The 20,602-nt window shown below is 61.6% G+C and carries 16 protein-coding genes; 8 read left to right on the top strand and 8 right to left on the bottom strand.

Translation table 11 applies throughout. The features are described from left to right. Positions 1-34: 34 nt before the first annotated feature. The 6 genes from KHO53_RS19320 (at position 35) to KHO53_RS19295 (ending at position 8,967) form a co-directional block, all read left to right on the top strand. Complete coding sequence (locus KHO53_RS19320; protein ID WP_010224354.1) at positions 35-1,456, top strand: transglycosylase SLT domain-containing protein; 1,422 nt, start codon at positions 35-37, stop codon at positions 1,454-1,456. A 126-nt stretch (positions 1,457-1,582) separates the two neighbouring features. Then, on the top strand, positions 1,583-3,412 hold the full coding sequence (locus tag KHO53_RS19315) for an extracellular solute-binding protein (protein WP_050990027.1): 1,830 nt from the start codon (positions 1,583-1,585) through the stop codon (positions 3,410-3,412). Then, complete coding sequence (locus KHO53_RS19310; protein WP_026001399.1) at positions 3,409-5,262, top strand: extracellular solute-binding protein; 1,854 nt, start codon at positions 3,409-3,411, stop codon at positions 5,260-5,262. The genes KHO53_RS19315 and KHO53_RS19310 overlap by 4 nt, the downstream gene beginning before the upstream one ends. Before the next feature lies 1 nt (position 5,263). Then, positions 5,264-6,337: a microcin C ABC transporter permease YejB gene (locus KHO53_RS19305; RefSeq protein WP_010224360.1), complete on the top strand. Its 1,074-nt coding sequence runs from the start codon at positions 5,264-5,266 to the stop codon at positions 6,335-6,337. Position 6,338: 1 nt separating this feature from the next. Further along, positions 6,339-7,358 (top strand): ABC transporter permease, encoded by a 1,020-nt coding sequence (locus KHO53_RS19300; RefSeq protein WP_010224362.1) that lies wholly within the window; start codon positions 6,339-6,341, stop codon positions 7,356-7,358. 1 nt (position 7,359) lies between these two features. Continuing rightward, positions 7,360-8,967 carry an ABC transporter ATP-binding protein gene (locus KHO53_RS19295; RefSeq protein ID WP_036994432.1) on the top strand — a complete coding sequence of 536 codons (1,608 nt, stop codon included), beginning with the start codon at positions 7,360-7,362 and terminating at the stop codon, positions 8,965-8,967. A gap of 134 nt (positions 8,968-9,101) precedes the next feature. On the opposite strand, the gene KHO53_RS19290 is transcribed toward KHO53_RS19295, so the two are convergent. The 7 genes from KHO53_RS19290 to KHO53_RS19260 form a co-directional block, all read right to left on the bottom strand. Then, positions 9,102-10,973: a SurA N-terminal domain-containing protein gene (locus KHO53_RS19290; RefSeq protein ID WP_213570674.1), complete on the bottom strand. Its 1,872-nt coding sequence runs from the start codon at positions 10,971-10,973 to the stop codon at positions 9,102-9,104. 198 nt (positions 10,974-11,171) lie between these two features. Further along, positions 11,172-11,444, bottom strand: coding sequence for an HU family DNA-binding protein (locus KHO53_RS19285; RefSeq protein ID WP_010224366.1), 273 nt, complete (start codon positions 11,442-11,444; stop codon positions 11,172-11,174). A 148-nt stretch (positions 11,445-11,592) separates the two neighbouring features. Then, positions 11,593-13,989, bottom strand: a complete 2,397-nt coding sequence (gene lon / locus KHO53_RS19280; protein ID WP_010224367.1) for an endopeptidase La — start codon at positions 13,987-13,989, stop codon at positions 11,593-11,595. Positions 13,990-14,140: 151 nt separating this feature from the next. After that, entirely contained in the window at positions 14,141-15,424 is a 1,284-nt protein-coding gene (clpX, locus tag KHO53_RS19275; protein ID WP_010224368.1) for an ATP-dependent Clp protease ATP-binding subunit ClpX, read from the bottom strand. Between the two features lie 108 nt (positions 15,425-15,532). Continuing rightward, positions 15,533-16,174, bottom strand: a complete 642-nt coding sequence (gene clpP, locus KHO53_RS19270; protein WP_010224369.1) for an ATP-dependent Clp endopeptidase proteolytic subunit ClpP — start codon at positions 16,172-16,174, stop codon at positions 15,533-15,535. A gap of 91 nt (positions 16,175-16,265) precedes the next feature. Then, positions 16,266-17,576, bottom strand: coding sequence for a trigger factor (gene tig, locus KHO53_RS19265; RefSeq protein WP_010224371.1), 1,311 nt, complete (start codon positions 17,574-17,576; stop codon positions 16,266-16,268). Positions 17,577-17,847: 271 nt separating this feature from the next. Next, positions 17,848-18,150, bottom strand: a complete 303-nt coding sequence (locus tag KHO53_RS19260; protein WP_213570673.1) for a DUF6388 family protein — start codon at positions 18,148-18,150, stop codon at positions 17,848-17,850. Positions 18,151-18,340: 190 nt separating this feature from the next. Here KHO53_RS19260 and KHO53_RS19255 point away from each other — a divergent pair, with 190 nt between their 5' ends. Both KHO53_RS19255 and KHO53_RS19250 read left to right on the top strand, forming a co-directional pair. Beyond that, complete coding sequence (locus tag KHO53_RS19255; protein ID WP_269467559.1) at positions 18,341-18,874, top strand: sigma-70 family RNA polymerase sigma factor; 534 nt, start codon at positions 18,341-18,343, stop codon at positions 18,872-18,874. Then, positions 18,871-19,827, top strand: coding sequence for a FecR domain-containing protein (locus tag KHO53_RS19250; RefSeq protein WP_213570672.1), 957 nt, complete (start codon positions 18,871-18,873; stop codon positions 19,825-19,827). The genes KHO53_RS19255 and KHO53_RS19250 overlap by 4 nt, the downstream gene beginning before the upstream one ends. A 6-nt stretch (positions 19,828-19,833) precedes the next feature. On the opposite strand, the gene KHO53_RS19245 is transcribed toward KHO53_RS19250, so the two are convergent. Beyond that, positions 19,834-20,601 carry an ATP-binding cassette domain-containing protein gene (locus KHO53_RS19245; RefSeq protein WP_213570671.1) on the bottom strand — a complete coding sequence of 256 codons (768 nt, stop codon included), beginning with the start codon at positions 20,599-20,601 and terminating at the stop codon, positions 19,834-19,836. Position 20,602 lies beyond the last annotated feature (1 nt).

Here is a 20,602-nt window from a genome sequence, read left to right as displayed (position 1 = left end):
CCCGACATTTTTGCCCGGAACTTTGTCCCAGCCAATGTCGTCCACTAGCCGCAGAACCTTCAATTCCGTCGCCCTGACGCGCCTGGCCCAAGCCAGTGCGCTGGCCCTGGCCGCCACCCTTGTGGGCTGCCAGAGCACCCGTCAAGTCGACGAATCCGACAGCGTTCGCGCGCACAACTACCAGGCTCGGGCCAAGCAGAAACCGCTGATCGTACCGGTCAAACCGGTGGAGCAAGCGCCTCAGGACGTCTGGGAACGCATGCGCCAGGGCTTCGTGCTGCAGGACGGCGTTGCAGTCAACCCACGCATCGAACAGCAACGCCTGTGGTTTGCCAGCAACCCCTCGTTCCTGGAAAACGCCGGCGACCGCGGCAGCCTGTACATCCATTACATCGTCGAACGCCTCGAAGAGCGCAACATGCCGCTGGAGCTGGCCCTGCTGCCAGCGATCGAAAGCGCCTACAACCCAATGGCCTATTCACGGGCCCATGCGGTAGGCCTGTGGCAGTTCATCCCCTCCACCGGGCGTTACTTCAACCTGCGCCAGACCCGTTTCTACGATGGCCGCCGCGACATCACCGCCTCGACCAACGCCGCGCTGGACTACCTGACCCGTCTGCACGACATGTTCAACGGCGACTGGCTGCTGGCCCTGGCGGCCTACAACGCCGGCGAAGGCACCGTCAGCCGCGCCATCGAGCGCAACGAGAAGCTCGGCCTGCCGACTGACTACTGGAACCTGCCGCTGCCGCAGGAAACCCGCGACTACGTGCCCAAGCTGCTGGCCCTGTCGCAGGTGGTGATGACACCGCAGGCCTATGGCGTCAACCTTAACCCGATTGCCAACGAACCGTACTTCGAAGCGGTCGCGATCAAGGACCGCCTCGATCTGTCACGTGTCGCCGCCCTGGCCGAAATCGACGAAGACGAACTGTTCCAGCTCAACCCGGCCTTCAAGAAGCGCATGACTGTCGACGGCCCGCAGCAGTTGCTGGTGCCGACCGCCAAGGCACAGCTGCTGACCGCCTCACTGTCGAACATGAAGCCTGAAGAGCTGCTGACCCTGCAGCCGAAAAAAGCCGTGTTCGAAGCTGCCATGGCCGAAGCCGCACCGCGCACCAGCACGACCCGCAACAGCCGCTACCGGGTCAAGCGTGGCGACAACCTGGCCAGCATCGCCAAGGCCAACAAGGTCAGCGTCAAAGACCTGCAGCGCTGGAACAAGCTCTCCGGCCAACGCCTGAAGACCGGCCAGACCCTGGTGATGCAGAGCACCCAGCCGGCTGGCGCAAAGAACCAGAAAAAATCCACCCAGTACAAGGTGCGCAAAGGCGACTCGCTGTACCTGGTGGCCAAGCGCTTCAACGTCGAGATGCAGCACCTCAAGCGCTGGAATCCACGCAGCGGCCACGCCCTCAAGCCGGGCCAGACCCTGACCGTCTACCTCAATCATTGAGGCCCGCGCTCCGGTCACTGACCGGAGCGCCCTGCAGCGCCCCATGCGGCACTCTTTTTCCAGTCGATACAAGCTGTTACTGTAGCCGGAATAAAGCCCAAGCCGCCTGGATCGGATCTCGACTTGATACGTCCCCTCCTGTTGCTGTCACTCAGCCTGGCCTTGAGCTTTCCCGCGGGCGCAACAATCAGCGAAAGCCACGGTTACGCCCAGTTCGGCACGCTCAAGTATCCAGCCAAATTCACCCACTTCGACTGGGTCAATCCGCAAGCGCCCAAGGGCGGTACCTTGCGGGCCATGGCATTTGGCACCTTCGACACCCTCAACCCCTATACCTTCAAGGGCTCAAGCCCGGTCACCACGCCGAACTTCTTGCAGTACGGGGTGAGCGAGCTGAACGAAACCCTGATGGTCGGCACCGGCCAGTACGACCCCTCCGGTGATGAGCCCACGTCCAGCTATGGCCTGATCGCAGGCTCGGTCGAGTACAGCGAAGACCGCAGCTGGGTGGTGTTCAACCTGCGTCCCGAGGCGCGCTTTCACGACGGCAAGCCGATAACCGCCAGCGACGTGGCGTTCTCCTACCGCACCCTGCTCAAGGAAGGTCACCCGATCTACCGGACCAACCTGCAGGAAGTAAAGCGCGTCGACATTCTCAACCCGCGACGTATCCGCTTCGTCTTCAAGCGCGCAGGCAACCCGCTGCTGATCCTGCGCCTGGGCGAGATGCCGGTGCTGCCGGCGCACTACTGGAAGGGCCGCGACTTCAAGGCCACCACCTTCGAGCCGCCGCTAGGCAGCGGCCCGTACCGCATCACCCAGGTCCAGCCTGGGCGGCGCCTGGTGTTCGAGCGGGTGAAGGATTACTGGGGCAAGGACCTGGCGGTCAACCGCGGCAAGTACAACGTCGACCGCGTCGAATTCGAGTTCTACCGTGACAGCGCAGTGGCCTTCGAAGCCTTCAAGGCCGGCGAGTTCGACATCTACATCGAGCACCAGGCGAAGAACTGGGCCAACGGCTACAACTTCCCGGCGGTGCGCCGCGGCGACGTGATCAAGGCGCAGATCCCGCACAAGATCCCGACCCAGACCCAAGGCCTGTTCATGAACAGCCGCCGCGCGACCTTCAGCGATGTGCGGGTGCGCCAGGCGCTGGGGTTGATGCTCGACTTCGAATGGACCAACCGCACCCTGTTCAGCAGTGCCTACCAACGTGCCAGCAGCTATTACCCCAACAGCGAGCTCGCCGCCAGCGGCCTGCCGGTGGGCAAGGAATGGCTACTGCTGGCGCCCTACCGCAAGCAATTGCCGGCGGCGCTGTTCACCGAGCCGTACAAGGTCAGCCACACCGACGGCCGCGGTATCAACCGCCAGACCCTGCGCCAGGCCCTTGACCTGCTCGGCCAGGCCGGCTGGAAGCTCAACGGCCAGCGCCTGCTCAACAGCGCCGGGCAACCCTTGAAGCTGGAGCTGCTGCTGGTCAATCCGAACCTTGAACGGATCCTGCAACCTTATGTCGAAAATCTTGCCAGCATTGGCGTCGAAGCACGCTTGCGCACAGTAGACCGGGCCCAGTACAAACAACGCCTGGACCAGTTCGATTTCGACATGATCCTGATGACCCTGAACCAGACCCTGAGCCCGGGCCTTGAACAATGGCTGTACTTCCATTCAAGCCAGGCCTCGACCAAGGGCAGCAAGAACTATGCTGGCGTGAAAGACCCGGTGGTCGATCACCTGCTCGACACCCTGCTGGCCGCCCAGAGCCGTGAGGACCAGGTGACTGCGGCACGCGCCCTGGACCGGGTATTGCTGTGGCAGTACTACATGATTCCCAACTGGTATCTCGACAACCACCGCCTGGCCTACCGCAATCGCTTTGCCTTTGTGGCCACGCCGCCCTACACCCTGGGGCTCAACAGCTGGTGGATCAAGCCTTCGGAGAAAGCCCAATGATGCCAATGTCCCGCCTGCGCCTGAAGGCCTGCGCACTGCTGCTGGCCTGCCTCGGCAGCCAGGCACTGGCTGCACCGCAACACGCCCTTACTCTCTACGATGAAGCGCCGAAGTATCCGGCAAACTTCAAGCACTTCGACTACGTCAACCCCGACGCGCCCAAGGGCGGCACCTTCCGCCAGGCCGGTTTCGGCGGCTTTGACAGCCTCAACCCGTTCATCAACAAGGGCGTAGCGGCCGACGACATCGGCCTGATCTACGACACCCTGATGACCCAGAGCCTGGATGAGCCTTTCACCGAGTACGGCCTGGTCGCCGGCAAGATCGAGAAAGCCCCGGACAACAGCTGGGTGCGCTTCTACCTGCGCCCCGAGGCACGTTTTCACGACGGCCAGCCGATCCAGGCCGACGACGTGGTGTTCACCTTCAACACCTTGATCAAGCATGGCGCACCGCTGTACCGCGGCTACTACGCCGATGTCGCCGAAGTGATCGCCGAAGACCCGCAGCGGGTGCTGTTCAAGTTCAAGCACAGCAATAATCGCGAACTGCCACTGATCCTCGGCCAGTTGCCGGTATTGCCCAAGCACTGGTGGGAAAACCGCGAATTCACCAAGGGCAACCTGGAAATCCCCCTGGGCAGCGGCCCGTACAAGGTCGCCGAGGTCAAGCCGGGGCGCTCGGTCCGCTATGAGCGGGTCAAGGACTACTGGGGCAAGGACCTGGCGGTCAACCGCGGCTTCTACAACTTCGACGAGATGACCATCGACTACTACCGCGACAGTGCGGTCACCCTCGAAGCACTCAAGGCCGGCCAGTTCGACTACCGCCTGGAAACCGCAGCCAAGAGCTGGGCCACTGCCTATGACGTGCCAGCAGTGCGGCACAAGCGCCTGATCCTCGAAGAGCTGCCCAACGGCAACCCGACCGGCATGCAGGGCTTTGTCTACAACATCCGCCGCCCGCTGTTCCAGGATATCCGGGTGCGTGAAGCACTGAGTCTGCTGCTGGACTTCGAATGGACCAACAAGCAGCTGTTCAACGGTGCCTACACCCGCACCGGCAGCTACTTCGAGAACTCCGACATGGCCGCCCGCGGCCTGCCCGACGCCGCTGAACTGAAGATTCTCGAACCGCTGCGCGGCAAGATTCCCGATCAGGTGTTCACCCAGGCCTTCGCCAACCCGGTCACCGACGGCAGCGGCATGATCCGCGAACAACAGCGCAAGGCCTACAAGCTGCTGCAGGAAGCCGGCTGGCGCATTGTCGACGATAAGATGGTCGACGCCCAGGGCAAGCCGGTATCCATCGAATTCCTCCTGGCACAGACAGAATTCGAGCGCATCCTGCTACCGTTCAAGCGCAACCTGGCGGACCTGGGTATCGACCTGGTGATTCGCCGGGTCGATGTCTCGCAATACATCAACCGCCTGCGCTCGCGGGATTTCGACATGATCGTCGGCGGCTACCCGCAGTCCAACTCCCCGGGTAACGAGCAACGCGAGTTCTGGCAGAGCGCCGCCGCCGACAATCCCGGCAGCCGCAACTTCATCGGCCTGAAGGACCCGGCCATCGACACCCTGGTAGAGCAGCTGATCAACGCCGATTCGCGACAGAGCCTGATCGAGCACTCGCGCGCCCTGGACCGGGTGCTGCAATGGGGCTACTACGTGATCCCCAACTGGCACATCAAGACCTGGCGCGTGGCCTACTGGAACCACATCGGCCACCCCAAGGTTTCGCCCAAGTACGACATCGGTATCAACACCTGGTGGATCAAGCCCGATGTCGAGCCGGTGGTGCCGCTGAACCCGGCGCCCGAAGCGCAAGCGGCCGAAGGGGCGAAATAGCATGCTGGCCTATATCTTTCGCCGTTTGCTGCTGATCATCCCGACCCTGCTGGGCATCCTGATCATCAACTTCATCATCATCCAGGCCGCCCCGGGCGGCCCGGTGGAGCAGATGATCGCCAAGCTCGAAGGCTTCGAGGGCGCCACCAGCCGCATCGCCGGTGGCGGCGCCGAAGTTTCGGTGGCCGGCTCCAACTACCGCGGCGCCCAGGGCCTGGACCCGGCCTTGATCAAGGAAATCGAGCAGATGTACGGCTTCGACAAGCCGGCGCCGGAACGCTTGTGGATCATGATCAAGAACTACGCCCACCTGGATTTTGGCGACAGCTTCTTCCGTGACGCCAAGGTCATCGACCTGATCATCGAGAAAATGCCGGTATCGATCTCCCTGGGGCTATGGAGCACGCTGATCATGTACCTGGTGTCGATCCCCCTGGGGATCGCCAAGGCCACCCGTCACGGCAGCCACTTCGATGTCTGGACCAGCTCGGCGATCATCATCGGCTACGCCATCCCGGCGTTTCTGTTCGCCATCCTGCTGATCGTGCTGTTCGCCGGTGGCAGCTACCTGGACTGGTTCCCGTTGCGCGGCCTGACGTCGAACAACTTCGATGAGCTGAGCACCACCGGCAAGCTGCTCGACTACTTCTGGCACCTGGCGCTGCCAGTCACTGCGCTGGTGATCGGCAACTTCGCAACCATGACCCTGCTGACCAAAAACAGCTTCCTCGACGAGATCAACAAGCAGTACGTGGTCACCGCCAAGGCCAAGGGCCTGAGCCCCAACCGCGTGCTCTACGGTCATGTGTTCCGTAATGCCATGCTGCTGGTGATCGCCGGTTTTCCCTCGGCGTTCATCGGTATCTTCTTCACCGGCTCCTTGCTGATCGAAGTGATCTTCTCCCTCGACGGCCTGGGCCTGATGAGTTTCGAGGCAGCGATCAACCGCGACTACCCGGTGGTCTTCGGCACCCTGTTCATCTTCACCCTGCTCGGGCTGGTGGTGAAGCTGATCGGCGACCTGACCTACACCCTGGTCGACCCACGCATCGACTTCGACAGCCGGGAGCACTGAGATGAACCTGTCACCTCTGAATCGCCGGCGCTTCGAGCGCTTCAAGGCCAACCGCCGTGGCTGGTGGTCGCTGTGGCTGTTCCTGATCCTGTTCGGCCTGAGCCTGGGCGCCGAGCTGATCGCCAACGACAAGCCCCTGGTGGTGCGTTACGACGGCCAATGGTACTTCCCGGCGCTCAAGCGCTACCCGGAAACCGCCTTTGGCGGCGAATTCCCGCTGGAGGCCAACTACAAGAGCCCGTACATCCGCGAGTTGCTGGCGGCCAAGGACAGCCTGGTGCTGTGGGCGCCGATCCCGTTCAGCTACCAGAGCATCAACTACGACCTCAAGGTCCCGGCCCCTGCCCCGCCGTCGACGCAGAACTGGCTGGGTACCGACGACCAGGGCCGCGACGTGCTGGCACGGGTCATCTATGGTTTCCGTATCTCGGTGCTGTTTGCCCTGACCCTGACCATCCTCAGCTCGATCATCGGCGTGATTGCCGGCGCCCTGCAGGGCTTTTACGGCGGCTGGGTGGACCTGGCCGGGCAGCGCTTCCTGGAAATCTGGTCGGGGCTGCCGGTGCTGTACCTGCTGATCATCCTCGCCAGCTTCGTGCAACCGAACTTCTGGTGGCTGCTGGGGATCATGTTGCTGTTCTCATGGATGAGCCTGGTGGATGTGGTGCGCGCCGAGTTCCTGCGCGGGCGCAACCTGGAGTACGTGCGTGCGGCGCGGGCGCTGGGCATGCAGAACGGCGCGATCATGTACCGGCACATCCTGCCCAATGCGATGATCTCGACCATGACCTTCATGCCGTTCATCCTCACCGGCGCGATCGGCACCCTGACCGCCCTGGACTTCCTCGGCTTCGGCCTGCCGCCGGGGGCGCCGTCACTGGGTGAACTGGTGGCCCAGGGCAAGTCCAACCTGCAAGCGCCCTGGCTGGGCATGAGCGCTTTTGCCGTGCTGGCACTGATGCTCAGCCTGCTGGTGTTCATCGGCGAATCCGCCCGCGATGCCTTCGACCCGAGGAAATGAAATGAGCAAGCAAACCTTGATCGAAGTCCGCGACCTGGCCGTCGAGTTCGTCACCGGCGATCAATGCCAGCGGGTGGTCGAAGGGGTCAGTTTCGACATCCGCCGCGGCGAAACCCTGGCCCTGGTCGGCGAAAGCGGGTCGGGCAAGTCGGTGACGGCGCACTCGATCCTGCGCCTGCTGCCCTACCCGCTGGCCCGCCACCCTAGCGGCAGCATCCTGTTCGAGGGGCGCGACCTGCTGACCCTCGACGAAAAACAGATGCGGCGCATCCGCGGCAACCGTGTCGCGATGATCTTCCAGGAGCCGATGACCTCGCTCAACCCGTTGCACAACATCGAGAAGCAGATCAACGAGATCCTCCTGCTGCACAAGGGCCTGCGCGGCAAGGCGGCCACCGAGCGCACCCTGGAGCTGCTGGCGATGGTCGGCATACCCGAGCCCCACAAACGCCTCAAGGCGCTGCCACACGAGCTCTCAGGCGGTCAGAGGCAGCGTGTGATGATCGCCATGGCCCTGGCCAACGAGCCCGACCTGCTGATCGCCGATGAACCGACTACGGCGCTGGACGTTACCGTACAGTTGAAGATCCTCGAACTGCTCAAGTCCCTGCAGGCCCGCCTGGGCATGGCCCTGCTGCTGATCAGCCACGACCTCAACCTGGTCAAGCGCATCGCCCATCGGGTCTGCGTGATGCAAAAGGGCCAGATCGTCGAGCAGGCCGATTGCGAAGAACTGTTCCGCAACCCCAAACACCCCTACACGCAGATGCTTCTCGGTGCCGAACCCAGCGGCGGGCCGGCCGGCAACCCGCCTGGCGCCCCGATGCTGCAGGTCGAGGACCTGCGCGTGTGGTTCCCGATCAAGAAGGGCCTGCTGCGGCGCACCGTCGATTACGTCAAGGCCGTGGACGGCATCAACTTCAGCCTGCCCCAGGGCCAGACCCTGGGTATCGTCGGCGAAAGCGGTTCGGGCAAGTCGACCCTGGGTCTGGCGATCCTGCGCCTGCTTGGCAGCCAGGGCAGCATCCGCTTTCAGGGCACGGCCCTGGAGAACCTGACCCAGCAGCAGGTGCGGCCATTGCGTCGGCAGATGCAGGTGGTCTTCCAGGACCCGTTCGGCAGCCTCAGCCCGCGCATGTGCGTCAGCGATATCGTCGGCGAAGGCCTGCGCATCCACCGCATGGGCAGCGCCGCCGAACAGGAGCAGGCAATCATTGCCGCCTTGCATGAGGTGGGGCTCGATCCGCAGGCGCGGCATCGTTATCCGCACGAGTTCTCCGGCGGTCAGCGCCAGCGCATTGCCATCGCCCGGGCGCTGGTGCTCAAGCCGGCCCTGATCCTGCTCGACGAGCCGACCTCGGCACTGGACCGTACCGTGCAGCGCCAGGTGGTGGAACTGCTGCGCTCATTGCAGAGCAAGTACAACCTCACCTACCTGTTCATCAGCCACGACCTGGCGGTGGTCAAAGCGCTCAGCCACCAGTTGATGGTGGTCAAGCAGGGCCAGGTGGTGGAGCAAGGGGTGGCGGCGGATATCTTTGCCGACCCGCAGCATGCGTATACACGGCAGTTGCTGGAGGCCGCGTTTCTGGCGCCAACACCGGCCTAGTCGCGTCGCCTGGATTACGCCCGCTTCGCGCTCGATCGCTGGCAAGCCAGCTCCCACAGGAGCCAGTGCATCCCTAGACCCTGAAAACAAAAAAGGCCGCATCAGCGGCCTTTTCTGTTTCAAGCATCAAGCACTCAGTAGCGAGTGATATCCGCCTTGGCTTCCAGCTGCTTGCGGTACGCCGCGAAGTCCTGCTGGCCAGCACGCGAAGCGAGGAAGCGGCGGTAGGTCGCTTTCTCTTCTTCAGTGGCCGCAGCGCCTTCGTTGACGCCGTTCAGGCGCAGTACCACCAGGCTACCGTCAGCCAGGGTAACGCTGGCGTACACCGGCTTGTCCTTGGCTTCTGGCTTGCTCATGCGGAACAGCGCCTGCAGCTCGACCGGGTCGATACCGTCCTGGCTGCGCGAAACCGCTTCCTGGACTTTCCAGGCCTGACCGTCCTGGCTGGCCGCCAGGGCAATCTTGCCATCACGCAGACCGGCGATCAGGGCATCGGCCTTGGTCTTCAGTGCAGCAGTCGCCTGCTCTTTGGCCAGGTGCTTGCGGATGCTCTCGGAGACGACTTCAAGGCCCAGTTGCACAGGCTTGCGGTGTTCATTGACGCGCAGCACAACGATGGTTTCCGGATCCAGCTCGATGGCCGTGCTGTTGGCAGCCGCTTCCAGCACTTCTGTGCTGAACGCAGCCTGGATCACGGCGCGGTTGGCAGTGATGCCTTCGCCGCCTTCACGACCGAACGCCGCCGAAGTCTGCACCTTCAGGCCCAGCTCCTGAGCCGGTTGGGCCAGGTCGGAGGCTTCGAACGCCGAGTCTTCCAGTTGCTTGGTCACTTCGACAAAGCGCTGTTCGACCTGCTGGGCCTTGAGCTCGCGGGTCAGCTTGTCTTTCAGGCTGTCGAAGCTTGGTACTTCCGGCGCCTGGACACCGAGCAGCTTGATCAGGTGGAAACCGTACTCGGTACGCACCGGCCCCGAGACCTGGTCCTTGTTCAGCGCGTACAGCGCCTCTTCGAAGGCCGGATCATAGACGCCCTGCCCGGCATAGCCGAGGTCACCGCCGTTGTTGGCCGAGCCCGGGTCCTGGGAGAATTCCTTGGCCAGGGTGGCAAAGTCTTCGCCCTTGGCCAGACGCGTCTGGATCTCTTCGATCTTGGCCTTGGCCTGCCCCTCGTTCACCTTGTCGTTGATTTCGACAAGGATATGCGCGGCATGACGCTGCTCGGCGAGGTTGGCGATTTCTTTCTCGTACAGCGCCTTGAGCTCGTCCTGGTTGACTTCAACCTGGTCGAAGAACGCGGACTTCTTCAGCTCGATGTAGTCGATGACGACCTGATCGGGGCTCATGAATTCCTTGGCGTGTTGGTCGTAGTGCGCCTTGATCTGCTCGTCGGTAACCTTGACCGCGGCCGGGTCGGCCTTGAAGGTCAGCGAAGCGAAATCACGGGTCTGTTTTTCCAGACGGGCGAAAGCGTTGACCTGGTCGTCGGTGACAAAACCGCTGCCGGCAAGGCCGGTGCGCAGTTGGCCGATGAGCATTTCCTGGGCCAGCATTTCGCGGAATTGCAGACGGCCGTAGCCCATCTGGCGAATGACCTGGTCGAAGCGCTCGGCGCTGAACTTGCCATCTTCCTGGAATTCAGGCGTTTGCAGGATCAATTGGTCGAGGGCCGCCTCGGAGAAAGCGAACTTGGCGTCTTCGGCGCCCTGGAGCAGCAACTTGCGATCGATCAGCCCCTTGAGCGCGGCTTCACGCAGCATTTGCTCGTTGAGCATGGCCGGATCGAAATCCTTGCCCAGCTGTTGCATCAGCTGCCGACGTTGCATGTCGACGGCCTGGCTCAGCTCGTTCTGGCTGATCGTGTCGCCATTGACCTTGGCAGCGTCCTGGCTGTTGGTGGTGGCCTGGAAGATGGCATCGAAGCCGGTCAGTGCCATCAAGGCTACGATGACACCGATGATGGTCTTGGCAATCCAACCTTGTGAATTGTCCCTGATATTCTGCAGCATGCGTCCCCCAGAAACGGTTGTACTGAATGAACCAACCGTGGAGCGTGGGTAGAGTCCTGATAGAAGAAAGGCGCATCCGAGGATGCGCCTTCTCGTAACTGGCCGAGCGCCGGGAACCTGGTATCAGGCCTCCCGACGCTCGGCAGCCGGGCCAGGCATGAACCGGGCTCGGTTAGGCGTGTGCCTGAAGGAAGCGACTTAGTTGACGGCTTCTTTCAGAGCCTTGCCAGCCTTGAAGCCAGGCTTCTTGGCGGCAGGGATTTCCAGGGTCTTGCCGGTTTGCGGGTTGCGGCCGGTGCGCGCTGGACGGTCGGTGACGGAGAAGGTACCGAAACCTACCAGTACCACGGAGTCACCTGCCTTCAGGGCGCCGGTGACGGATTCGATTACTGCGTCCAGCGCTTTGCCAGCGCTAGCTTTCGAAATATCAGCAGATGCGGCGATAGCGTCAATCAGTTCCGACTTGTTCACTCTAAGTCCCCTTATATCTCTATTGAGTTTGTTTCTAAGTATGTAATGAAAAGCTAAACGAGCGCTGGGTGGCCTGTTGACACTTAAGTGCCGCTTTATAACAAGGGCCTGAAAATACTGTCAAGAAAGCCCCCCAGCCAAATACGTACTAATGCGTGCTGATTCTTTCCTTGGAATCGCTGTCGCGCTTTTCATCCTTGGCGACAATCTCCGGAGCCACATCGGGCAAGGGCTCCGGGGCGTATTGCAGCGCAATTTGGAGGACTTCGTCAATCCATTTGACCGGTTTAATCTGCAGATCCTGCTTAATATTCTCAGGAATTTCCTTCAAATCGCGCACATTCTCTTCCGGAATGATCACCGTCTTGATTCCACCACGGTGAGCGGCCAGTAGTTTTTCCTTCAAACCACCAATCGCCAGCACCTGGCCACGCAGGGTGATCTCACCGGTCATGGCCACATCGGCACGCACCGGAATCTGGGTCAGGGCCGAGACCAGGGCGGTGCACATGCCGATACCGGCGCTTGGACCGTCCTTGGGCGTGGCACCTTCGGGCATGTGGATATGGGTGTCGCGCTTCTCGTGGAAGTCGGCAGGAATACCCAGGCTCCGCGCCCGGCTGCGCACCACGGTTTGCGCGGCGGTGATCGATTCGACCATGACATCACCGAGCGAACCGGTCTTGATCAGTTGGCCCTTGCCCGGGATAACCGCCGCTTCGATGGTCAGCAATTCGCCGCCCACCTGGGTCCAGGCCAGGCCAGTGACCTGACCGACCTGATCCTGCTGCTCGGCCAGACCGTAGCGGTACTTGCGCACGCCAAGGTAGTGCTCGAGCTGCTCGCCCGTGACCTTCACCGCCACCTGCTTGAGGCCGGCGTGCTCCTTAACCACCTTGCGGCAGATTTTCGCGATCTGGCGCTCCAGGCCCCGCACACCGGCTTCGCGGGTGTAATAGCGAATGATGTCGCGAATGGCCGTGACATCGACCTCCAGCTCGCCCTTCTTCAGGCCGTTGGCCTTGATCTGCTTGGGCGACAGGTACTTGACCGCGATGTTGATCTTCTCGTCTTCGGTGTAACCCGGCAGACGGATGACTTCCATCCGGTCCAGCAGGGCTGGCGGAATGTTCATCGAGTTGGAGGTGCAGAGGAACATCACGTCCGAGAGGTCGTAGTCGACTTCCAGGTAGTGATCGTTGAAGTTGTGGTTCTGCTCGGGGTCGAGCACTTCCAGCAGCGCCGAGGCCGGGTCGCCACGCATGTCGCTGCCCATCTTGTCGATTTCGTCGAGCAGGAACAGCGGGTTGCGCACGCCAACCTTGGTCATTTTCTGAATCAGACGACCGGGCATCGAACCGATGTAGGTACGGCGGTGGCCGCGAATCTCGGCTTCATCACGCACGCCGCCCAGGGCCATGCGCACGAACTTGCGGTTGGTGGCGCTGGCGATCGACTCGGCCAGGGAGGTTTTACCCACGCCAGGCGGCCCTACCAGGCACAACACCGGGCCACGGATCTTTTTCACCCGCTTCTGCACGGCGAGGTACTCAAGGATGCGCTCCTTGACCTCTTCCAGCCCGTAGTGGTCGGCGTCGAGGATTTCCTCGGCCTTGGCCAGGTCCAGGCGCACCTTGCTCTGGGCCTTCCACGGCACCTGCACCAGCCAGTCGAGGTAGGAACGCACGACAGTGGCCTCAGCCGACATCGGCGACATCTGCTTGAGCTTGTTCAGCTCGGCCTGGGCCTTGGCATAGGCATCCTTGGGCAGGCCGGCGGCGTCGAGGCGCTTTTTCAGCTCTTCGACTTCGTTGTGACCTTCTTCGCTGTCGCCGAGCTCTTTCTGAATGGCCTTCATCTGCTCATTCAGGTAGTACTCGCGCTGGCTGCGCTCCATCTGTTTCTTGACCCGGCCACGGATACGCTTCTCGACCTGCAGCAGGTCGATCTCGGCATCCAGCAGCGCCAGCACGTGTTCAACACGGGCCGAAAGGTCGAGGATTTCGAGGATTTCCTGCTTCTGCTCGATCTTCAGCGCCATATGCGCTGCCATGGTGTCGACCAGGCGCCCAGGCTCGTCGATGCTGTTGAGCGACGACAGGACTTCAGCCGGGACTTTCTTGCCCAGCTGAACATATTGTTCAAATTGTGACAGCAAGCTACGGACGAAGACTTCAGACTCGCGCTCGGCAGCCTGGGACTCGTCGATCAGCGAAACCTCGGCACGAATGTGCCCGTCGACTTCGTTGAAACGCTCAACGGCACCGCGCTGCTCACCTTCGACCAGCACCTTGACGGTGCCATCGGGCAGTTTCAGCAGTTGCAGGACGGTGGCAATGGTACCGACGCGGTACAGGGCGTCTTCGCCTGGATCGTCGTCAGCGGGGTTCTTCTGGGCCAGCAGGAGGATCTGCTTCTCGCCCGTCATCGCGGCCTCAAGGGCCTCGATGGACTTCTCGCGCCCCACGAACAGTGGGATGACCATATGCGGATAAACGACGACATCACGCAATGGCAGGAGAGGCAAGTCGAGGGTGGTCTTCATGATTTCGCCTCTACAGCGGCCTTATGGCCGGAAACCGATGGAATTTGAGCGTGGAGTTAATGTGGGGGCAGGCCCGCAAAAAAACAAGCGCTGCGACAGGAAAAGCAAAGGGGCCCGAAGGCCCCTTGCTTGAATCGAGCCGCAGGGCGACTCAGACGTCGGGTGCAGCCTTGGCTTGCGGCTCGCTGTTCTCGTAGATCAACAGCGGCTGCGAGGAGCCATCGATGACGCTCTCGTCGATCACCACCTTGCTGACATCCTTCTGCGAAGGAATCTCGTACATGGTGTCGAGCAGGATGCCTTCGAGGATCGAACGCAGGCCACGAGCCCCGGTCTTGCGCTCCAGGGCCTTGCGAGCCACCGACTTGAGCGCATCGCTGCGGAACTCCAGATCCACGCCTTCCATTTCGAACAGCTTGGCGTACTGCTTGGTCAGGGCATTCTTCGGCTCGGTCAGAATCTGCATCAGCGCAGCTTCGTCCAGCTCGTCGAGCGTCGCCAGCACAGGCAGACGACCAACGAATTCCGGAATCAGGCCGAACTTGACCAGATCGTCAGGCTCGACTTCACGCAGCGACTCGCCAACCTTCTTGCCTTCCTGCTTGCTGCGTACTTCGGCACCAAAGCCGATGCCGCCGCGGGTGGAGCGTGCCTGAATGACCTTTTCGAGGCCCGAGAACGCACCGCCACAGATGAACAGGATGTTACGCGTATCGACCTGCAGGAACTCCTGCTGCGGGTGCTTGCGACCACCTTGCGGCGGAACCGAAGCGACCGTGCCCTCGATCAGCTTGAGCAGCGCCTGCTGCACGCCCTCGCCCGAGACGTCACGGGTGATGGACGGGTTGTCCGACTTGCGCGAAATCTTGTCGATTTCGTCGATGTAGACAATGCCCATCTGGGCTTTTTCCACGTCGTAGTCGCACTTCTGCAGCAGTTTCTGAATGATGTTCTCGACGTCTTCACCCACGTAACCGGCTTCGGTCAGGGTGGTGGCGTCGGCGATGGTGAACGGTACATTCAACAGACGCGCGAGGGTTTCGGCGAGCAGGGTCTTACCCGAGCCCGTCGGACCGATCAGCAGGATGTTACTCTTGCCGAGTTCGACATCGTCGTTCTTCTTGTCGCGTTGATTCAGGCGCTTGTAGTGGTTGTACACCGCTACCGCCAGTACCTTTTTCGCACGCTCCTGACCAATGACGTACTGGTCCAGGATGGTGCTGATTTCTTTCGGCGAAGGCAGTTTATGCGCGCTGCTTTCGGCCTGGGCTTCCTGCACCTCCTCACGGATGATGTCATTGCACAGGTCGACGCACTCGTCGCAGATAAATACCGAGGGGCCGGCAATCAACTTGCGCACTTCGTGCTGGCTTTTGCCGCAGAAGGAGCAATAGAGCAATTTGCCGTTGTCCTCGCCGTTACGGGTGTCAGTCATTCGATCGATCCAATCCGGTAGGCTTGCAACACAAGATGAAGGCAATTGCGGGCTTTTTCAAGTCCGCAAGTAGGCGCAATGCGCGCCCGCCTGCTCTGGCACCCGGATTCAGGAGGCCAGTTGCCGCTTGTCGTAGACCGAGTCGATCAGGCCGTATTCGGCTGCGCGCTCGGCGCTCATGAAATTGTCGCGCTCAGTGTCACGCTTGATGGTCTCCAGGTCTTGACCTGTGTGGTAGGCCAGCAACTCGTTCAGACGCGACTTGATGGAAAGGATTTCCTTGGCGTGGATCTCGATATCCGTCGCCTGCCCCTGGAAACCGCCCAGTGGCTGGTGAATCATCACCCGCGAGTTCGGCAGGCAATGACGCTTGCCTTTTGCACCCGCAGCCAACAGGAAAGCACCCATGCTGCAGGCTTGGCCGATGCAGATGGTCGAGACGTCCGGCTTGATGAACTGCATGGTGTCGTAAATCGACATACCGGCAGTCACCGAACCGCCCGGCGAGTTGATGTAGAGATGGATATCCTTGTCCGGGTTTTCCGCTTCAAGGAACAGCATCTGCGCCGCTACCAGGTTGGCCATGTAGTCCTCTACCGGGCCGACCAGGAAGATCACCCGCTCCTTCAGAAGGCGCGAGTAGATGTCATAGGCGCGTTCGCCACGAGCGGATTGCTCGATAACCATCGGGACCAGGCCGCCTGCGGCCTGGATGTCAGAGCTCTGCTGATAATAAGAATTGCGGGACATGTCCTGCACTCACTCCCAAATAGTCATGTCTTGAATACGCACAAGCCAGCTCGAAGGCTGGCTTGTGGTGTTTTCCTACGAAAGAAGGAAATCAGTCAGCGGCAGGTGCCTGGGCTGGCTTGACAGCTTCTTCGTAAGAGACCGATTTGTCGGTCACAGTCGCTTTCTGCAGAACAGTATCCACAACTTGTTCTTCCAGCACAACCGAACGGACTTCGTTCAGCTGCTGGTCGTTCTTGTAGTACCAAGCCACGACCTGCTCAGGCTCCTGGTAGGCCGAGGCCATTTCCTGGATCATTTCGCGAACGCGGGCGTCGTCAGGCTTGAGGTCGAATTGCTTGACCACTTCGGCGACGATCAGGCCCAGCACGACGCGGCGCTTGGCTTGCTCTTCGAACAGTTCAGCCGGCAGTTGCTCAGGCTTGATGTTGCCACCGAACTGCTGAACGGCTTGAACGCGCAGGCGGTTCACTTCGTTTTCCAGCAGGGCTTTCGGCACTTCGATCGGGTTGGCAGCCAGCAGGCCGTCCATTACCTGGTTCTTGACCTTGGTCTTGATCGCCTGACGCAGTTCACGCTCCATGTTCTTGCGAACTTCGGTGCGGAAACCTTCCAGGGTTGCTTCCTTGATGCCGAACTGGGCGAAGAACTCTTCGGTCAGCTCAGGCAGCTTTGGCTCGGCAACGCTGTTGACGGTAACGGTGAACTCGGCGGTTTTGCCAGCCAGGTCCAGGTTCTGGTAGTCCTCAGGGAAGGTCAGGTTCAGAACGCGCTCTTCACCGGCCTTGGCGCCAACCAGGCCTTCTTCGAAGCCCGGGATCATGCGGCCGGAACCCAGCACCAGCTGGGTGCCCTTGGCCGAACCACCGGCGAACACTTCACCGTCGACCTTGCCGACGAAATCGATGTTCAGCTGGTCTTCGTTCTGGGCAGCGCGGTCGGCGGCTTCGAAACGAACGTTCTGCTTGCGCAGCACTTCCAGCATGTTGTCCAGGTCGGCGTCAGCCACTTCGGCGCTCAGGCGCTCGACGGCGATCGAGTCGAAACCGGCAACGGTGAACTCAGGGAATACTTCGAAAATGGCGACGTATTCCAGGTCCTTGCCCTTTTCGAACGATTTTGGCTCGACGGCAGGGGCGCCAGCCGGGTTCAGCTTCTGCTCGACCACGGCTTCGTAGAAGGAAGCCTGTACCAGGTCGCCGAAGGCTTCCTGACGGGCGGCGTCTTCGTAGCGCTGACGGATCACGCTCATCGGCACTTTGCCAGGACGGAAGCCTGGGACCTTGGCACGACGGGCAGTCTGTTGCAGACGCTTGTTGACTTCGGTCTCGACGCGCTCGGCCGGAACGGCGATGGTCATGCGGCGCTCGAGAGCAGAAGTATTTTCAACAGAAACTTGCATGGATATTCCTCGTTGCACAGACGTTAGCCGGCGATACCCGACTCCAGAATCAAGGGCAAGCATTCTAGTGGCTCAAAGGCCAGAAGTCACCCCGTTCAAGACAACGGGAAAGCACGCCGGTCCATTTCATTCAAAGACCCCGGCAAAAATCCCGCCGAGGGCCGCTCAACACACGCAGGCCCTGGCCTGGACCCCACACGTGAACGCATGACGATCCAGCCCCGGGGCTGCAGAAAATATTGTCAAAACACTACAAAATCGAGTCGCCGCATTACGGCGCCTCCTCGATGATGTCGTTGAACGCGCAATACTCTTCCCACTCCATCCCCAGCGCCTCGGCCGCTTCGCGGTGCACCTCAAGGCGCATGGCCGCAAGCTCCTCGGGGGACTCGGCGATCAACTGCAAGGTCAACTCCCAGGGTTCCAGCCCCTGCTCCTGCGCGGCATCCTCGAAGGCCCAGAGGACCTGCTGAGCCTGCTCGTGCTCGCTGAGCGCGGCGATCTCCTCGCGCATCTGCGGATGGGCCTGGAGATAGCGCTGCAGGGCAATGGCCTGACGTTCGGGTGAAATCATGGTGCTCTTCCTTTTCGCGACCGCAAACCCGGCCACTGTTTCAACCGGCTGAAATCTATCAGCTTTTGATCGCTTGTCACTAGCCGTGCGCGATCAAGTGGCAAGTCAGTTTCAAGCCACCACAAAGACACTAATAACAATCATTAACATTTGATAATTAGTCTCGCTATACTGCGTTCCCGAAACCCCGATGCCGATCTCGCCCCCGATGGACACCCGCCACTCTCCAGCCGCGCTCAACACCTGCCTGAGCACACTCTACAACGACCATCACCGCTGGCTGCACCGATGGCTGCGAAACCGCATCGGCTGCCCGGAACATGCCGCCGACATTGCCCAGGACACCTTCCTGAGCATTCTCAGCTCCAAGGACCTGTTCAGCATTCGCGAGCCGCGCTCGTTCCTGTCGACCGTGGCGCGGCGGCTGATGGCCAATGTCTATCGCCGGCGCCTGGTCGAACAGGCGTATCTGCAAGCGTTGGCCAGCCTGCCCGAAACAGTGGAACCCTCACCCGAAGTCCGCGTGCTGGCACTCGAAGCACTGGCCTTGCTCGACCGCATGCTCGACGCCTTGCCGGGCAAGGTCCGCGAAGCGTTCCTGCTGTCGCACCTGCAGGGTTTGAAGATCGCCGAAATCGCTGAGCGCCTGCAGGTCAGCAGCCGCTCGGTGAAGCTCTACCTGGTTCGAGCCAACCAACACTGCTTTTTTGCCGACCTGTCATGAGCCCCTCGCCATTCAATCCGCGCACCACCCGCGAAGCTGCACAATGGCTCACCGAAACCATGGAAGGCCGGCTCAGCCCCGAGCAGCAGCAAGCGCTGGAACACTGGCGCGCCGCCCATCCGGATAACGAACGCGCCTGGCAGCACATCGAAGCGCTACGCCGCCGGATGGCCGGGCTGGAGCCGCAGGCCGGCTACAAGAGCCTGTCCCTCGGCAAGCGGAGCAGTCGCCGCCAAACGCTGAAAACCCTGGTGCTGCTCGGCCTGTTCGGCTGCGCCGGGCAACTGGCCTACCGCAACGTCTGGCGCCCTAGTCAGACTCTGACCTACAGCAACGGTGCCAGCGCGCCGCAGCACATTACCCTGGAGGACGGCAGCCAGCTGACCCTGGATGCTGACACCGAGGTAGCAGTGCAGTTCGATAGCCAGCAACGCCGCATCGAGTTACGCAGCGGGCGCGTGCTGATCAGCAGCGGCCACCCGCCGGACGCCGCCCAGCGGCCACTTGGCGTGGCAACGCCGCAGGGCCTGGTGCGGGCATTGGGGACACGCTTTTGCGTCGAACTGCAACCGGGCCTGACCCAGGTCGCGCTGTTCGAAGGGGTGATCGAGGTACGCACCGAGCAGTCGCCGGGCAGCACCCTGCGCCTGACACCGGGGCAACGCGCCCGCTTCACCCCGACGCGCATCGAGCCGGCTACCGCTAACCAGGCCGAGCCAGCCTGGAGCAAGGGCTTGCTGATGGCCGACAACATGCGCCTGGATGCCTTTGTCGAGCAGCTCAGCCGCTATCGGCCAGGCCTGCTGCGCTGCAGCGACGAGGTTGCCGCGCTACGTATCTCTGGCGTCTATCCGCTGGCCGATACCGATGCGGTGCTCGACGCCCTGCCCCATTCATTGCCACTGCAGGTGCAGCGACGCTCGCGCTACTGGGTGACCTTGAGCGCTCGTTAAGCACCTTCATGGCGCCAGCTCGATGCGCACCTGGTGCCGGCCCATCGGGCTGACATGCACCTGGGCGGCAAATACCCGGGCGATACGCTGCTCGCTGAGCACCTGGGCTGGCGCACCACTGGCACAGAGCCGGCCGTTTTCCAGCAACCACAGGCGATCGCAATAACGCGCCGCCAGGTTCAGGTCGTGTAGCACGCACACCACGGCAATCCGCGCGGAGCTGGCGAGCTTGCGCAAAACCCGCATCAGGTTCTGCTGCTGGCCGATGTCCAGGGCACTGGTGGGCTCGTCGAGCAACAGCAGGCAACCCTGGCCATCACGCCAGGCGTCAGTCGTGGGGCTGATTGCCAGCTGGTTCATGGCCCGGGCAATGGTCACCCGCTGCAGCTCGCCACCGGACAGGGACAACACCCCGCGCCCCAGCAGATAGCGGATATCCAGGGCGTCGACAATGCCCGCGCAGGGCTCACCGGGATGCTGCTGACCGAGGCGAATGAACTCATCGACCTGCCAATCAAAGGCACTGTCCATCTGCTGGGTTACCAGGGCCCGCCTGCGCGCCAGTTGTCCGGGCAGGTAAGCAGCCAGTTCACGACCCAGCAATTCGATGCGCCCGGAATCTGGCTGCAGGTAACCAGAAATCAGCGAAAGCAGCGTGCTTTTACCTGCGCCATTGGGACCGATCAGCCCGAGCAGCTCACCGGCCTTGATCTGCGCATTGATGGGTGCCAGGGCGAACGGCTGTTCCAGGCTGATATTGATCAGTTCAAGCATC

It is taken from the genome of Pseudomonas sp. RC2C2 (genome assembly GCF_018390435.1).
GTDB classification, from domain to species: Bacteria; Pseudomonadota; Gammaproteobacteria; order Pseudomonadales; family Pseudomonadaceae; genus Aquipseudomonas; species Aquipseudomonas donghuensis.
Note: the sequence above shows the minus strand (reverse complement) of the source record. Positions and strands in the feature narration are given on the sequence as shown.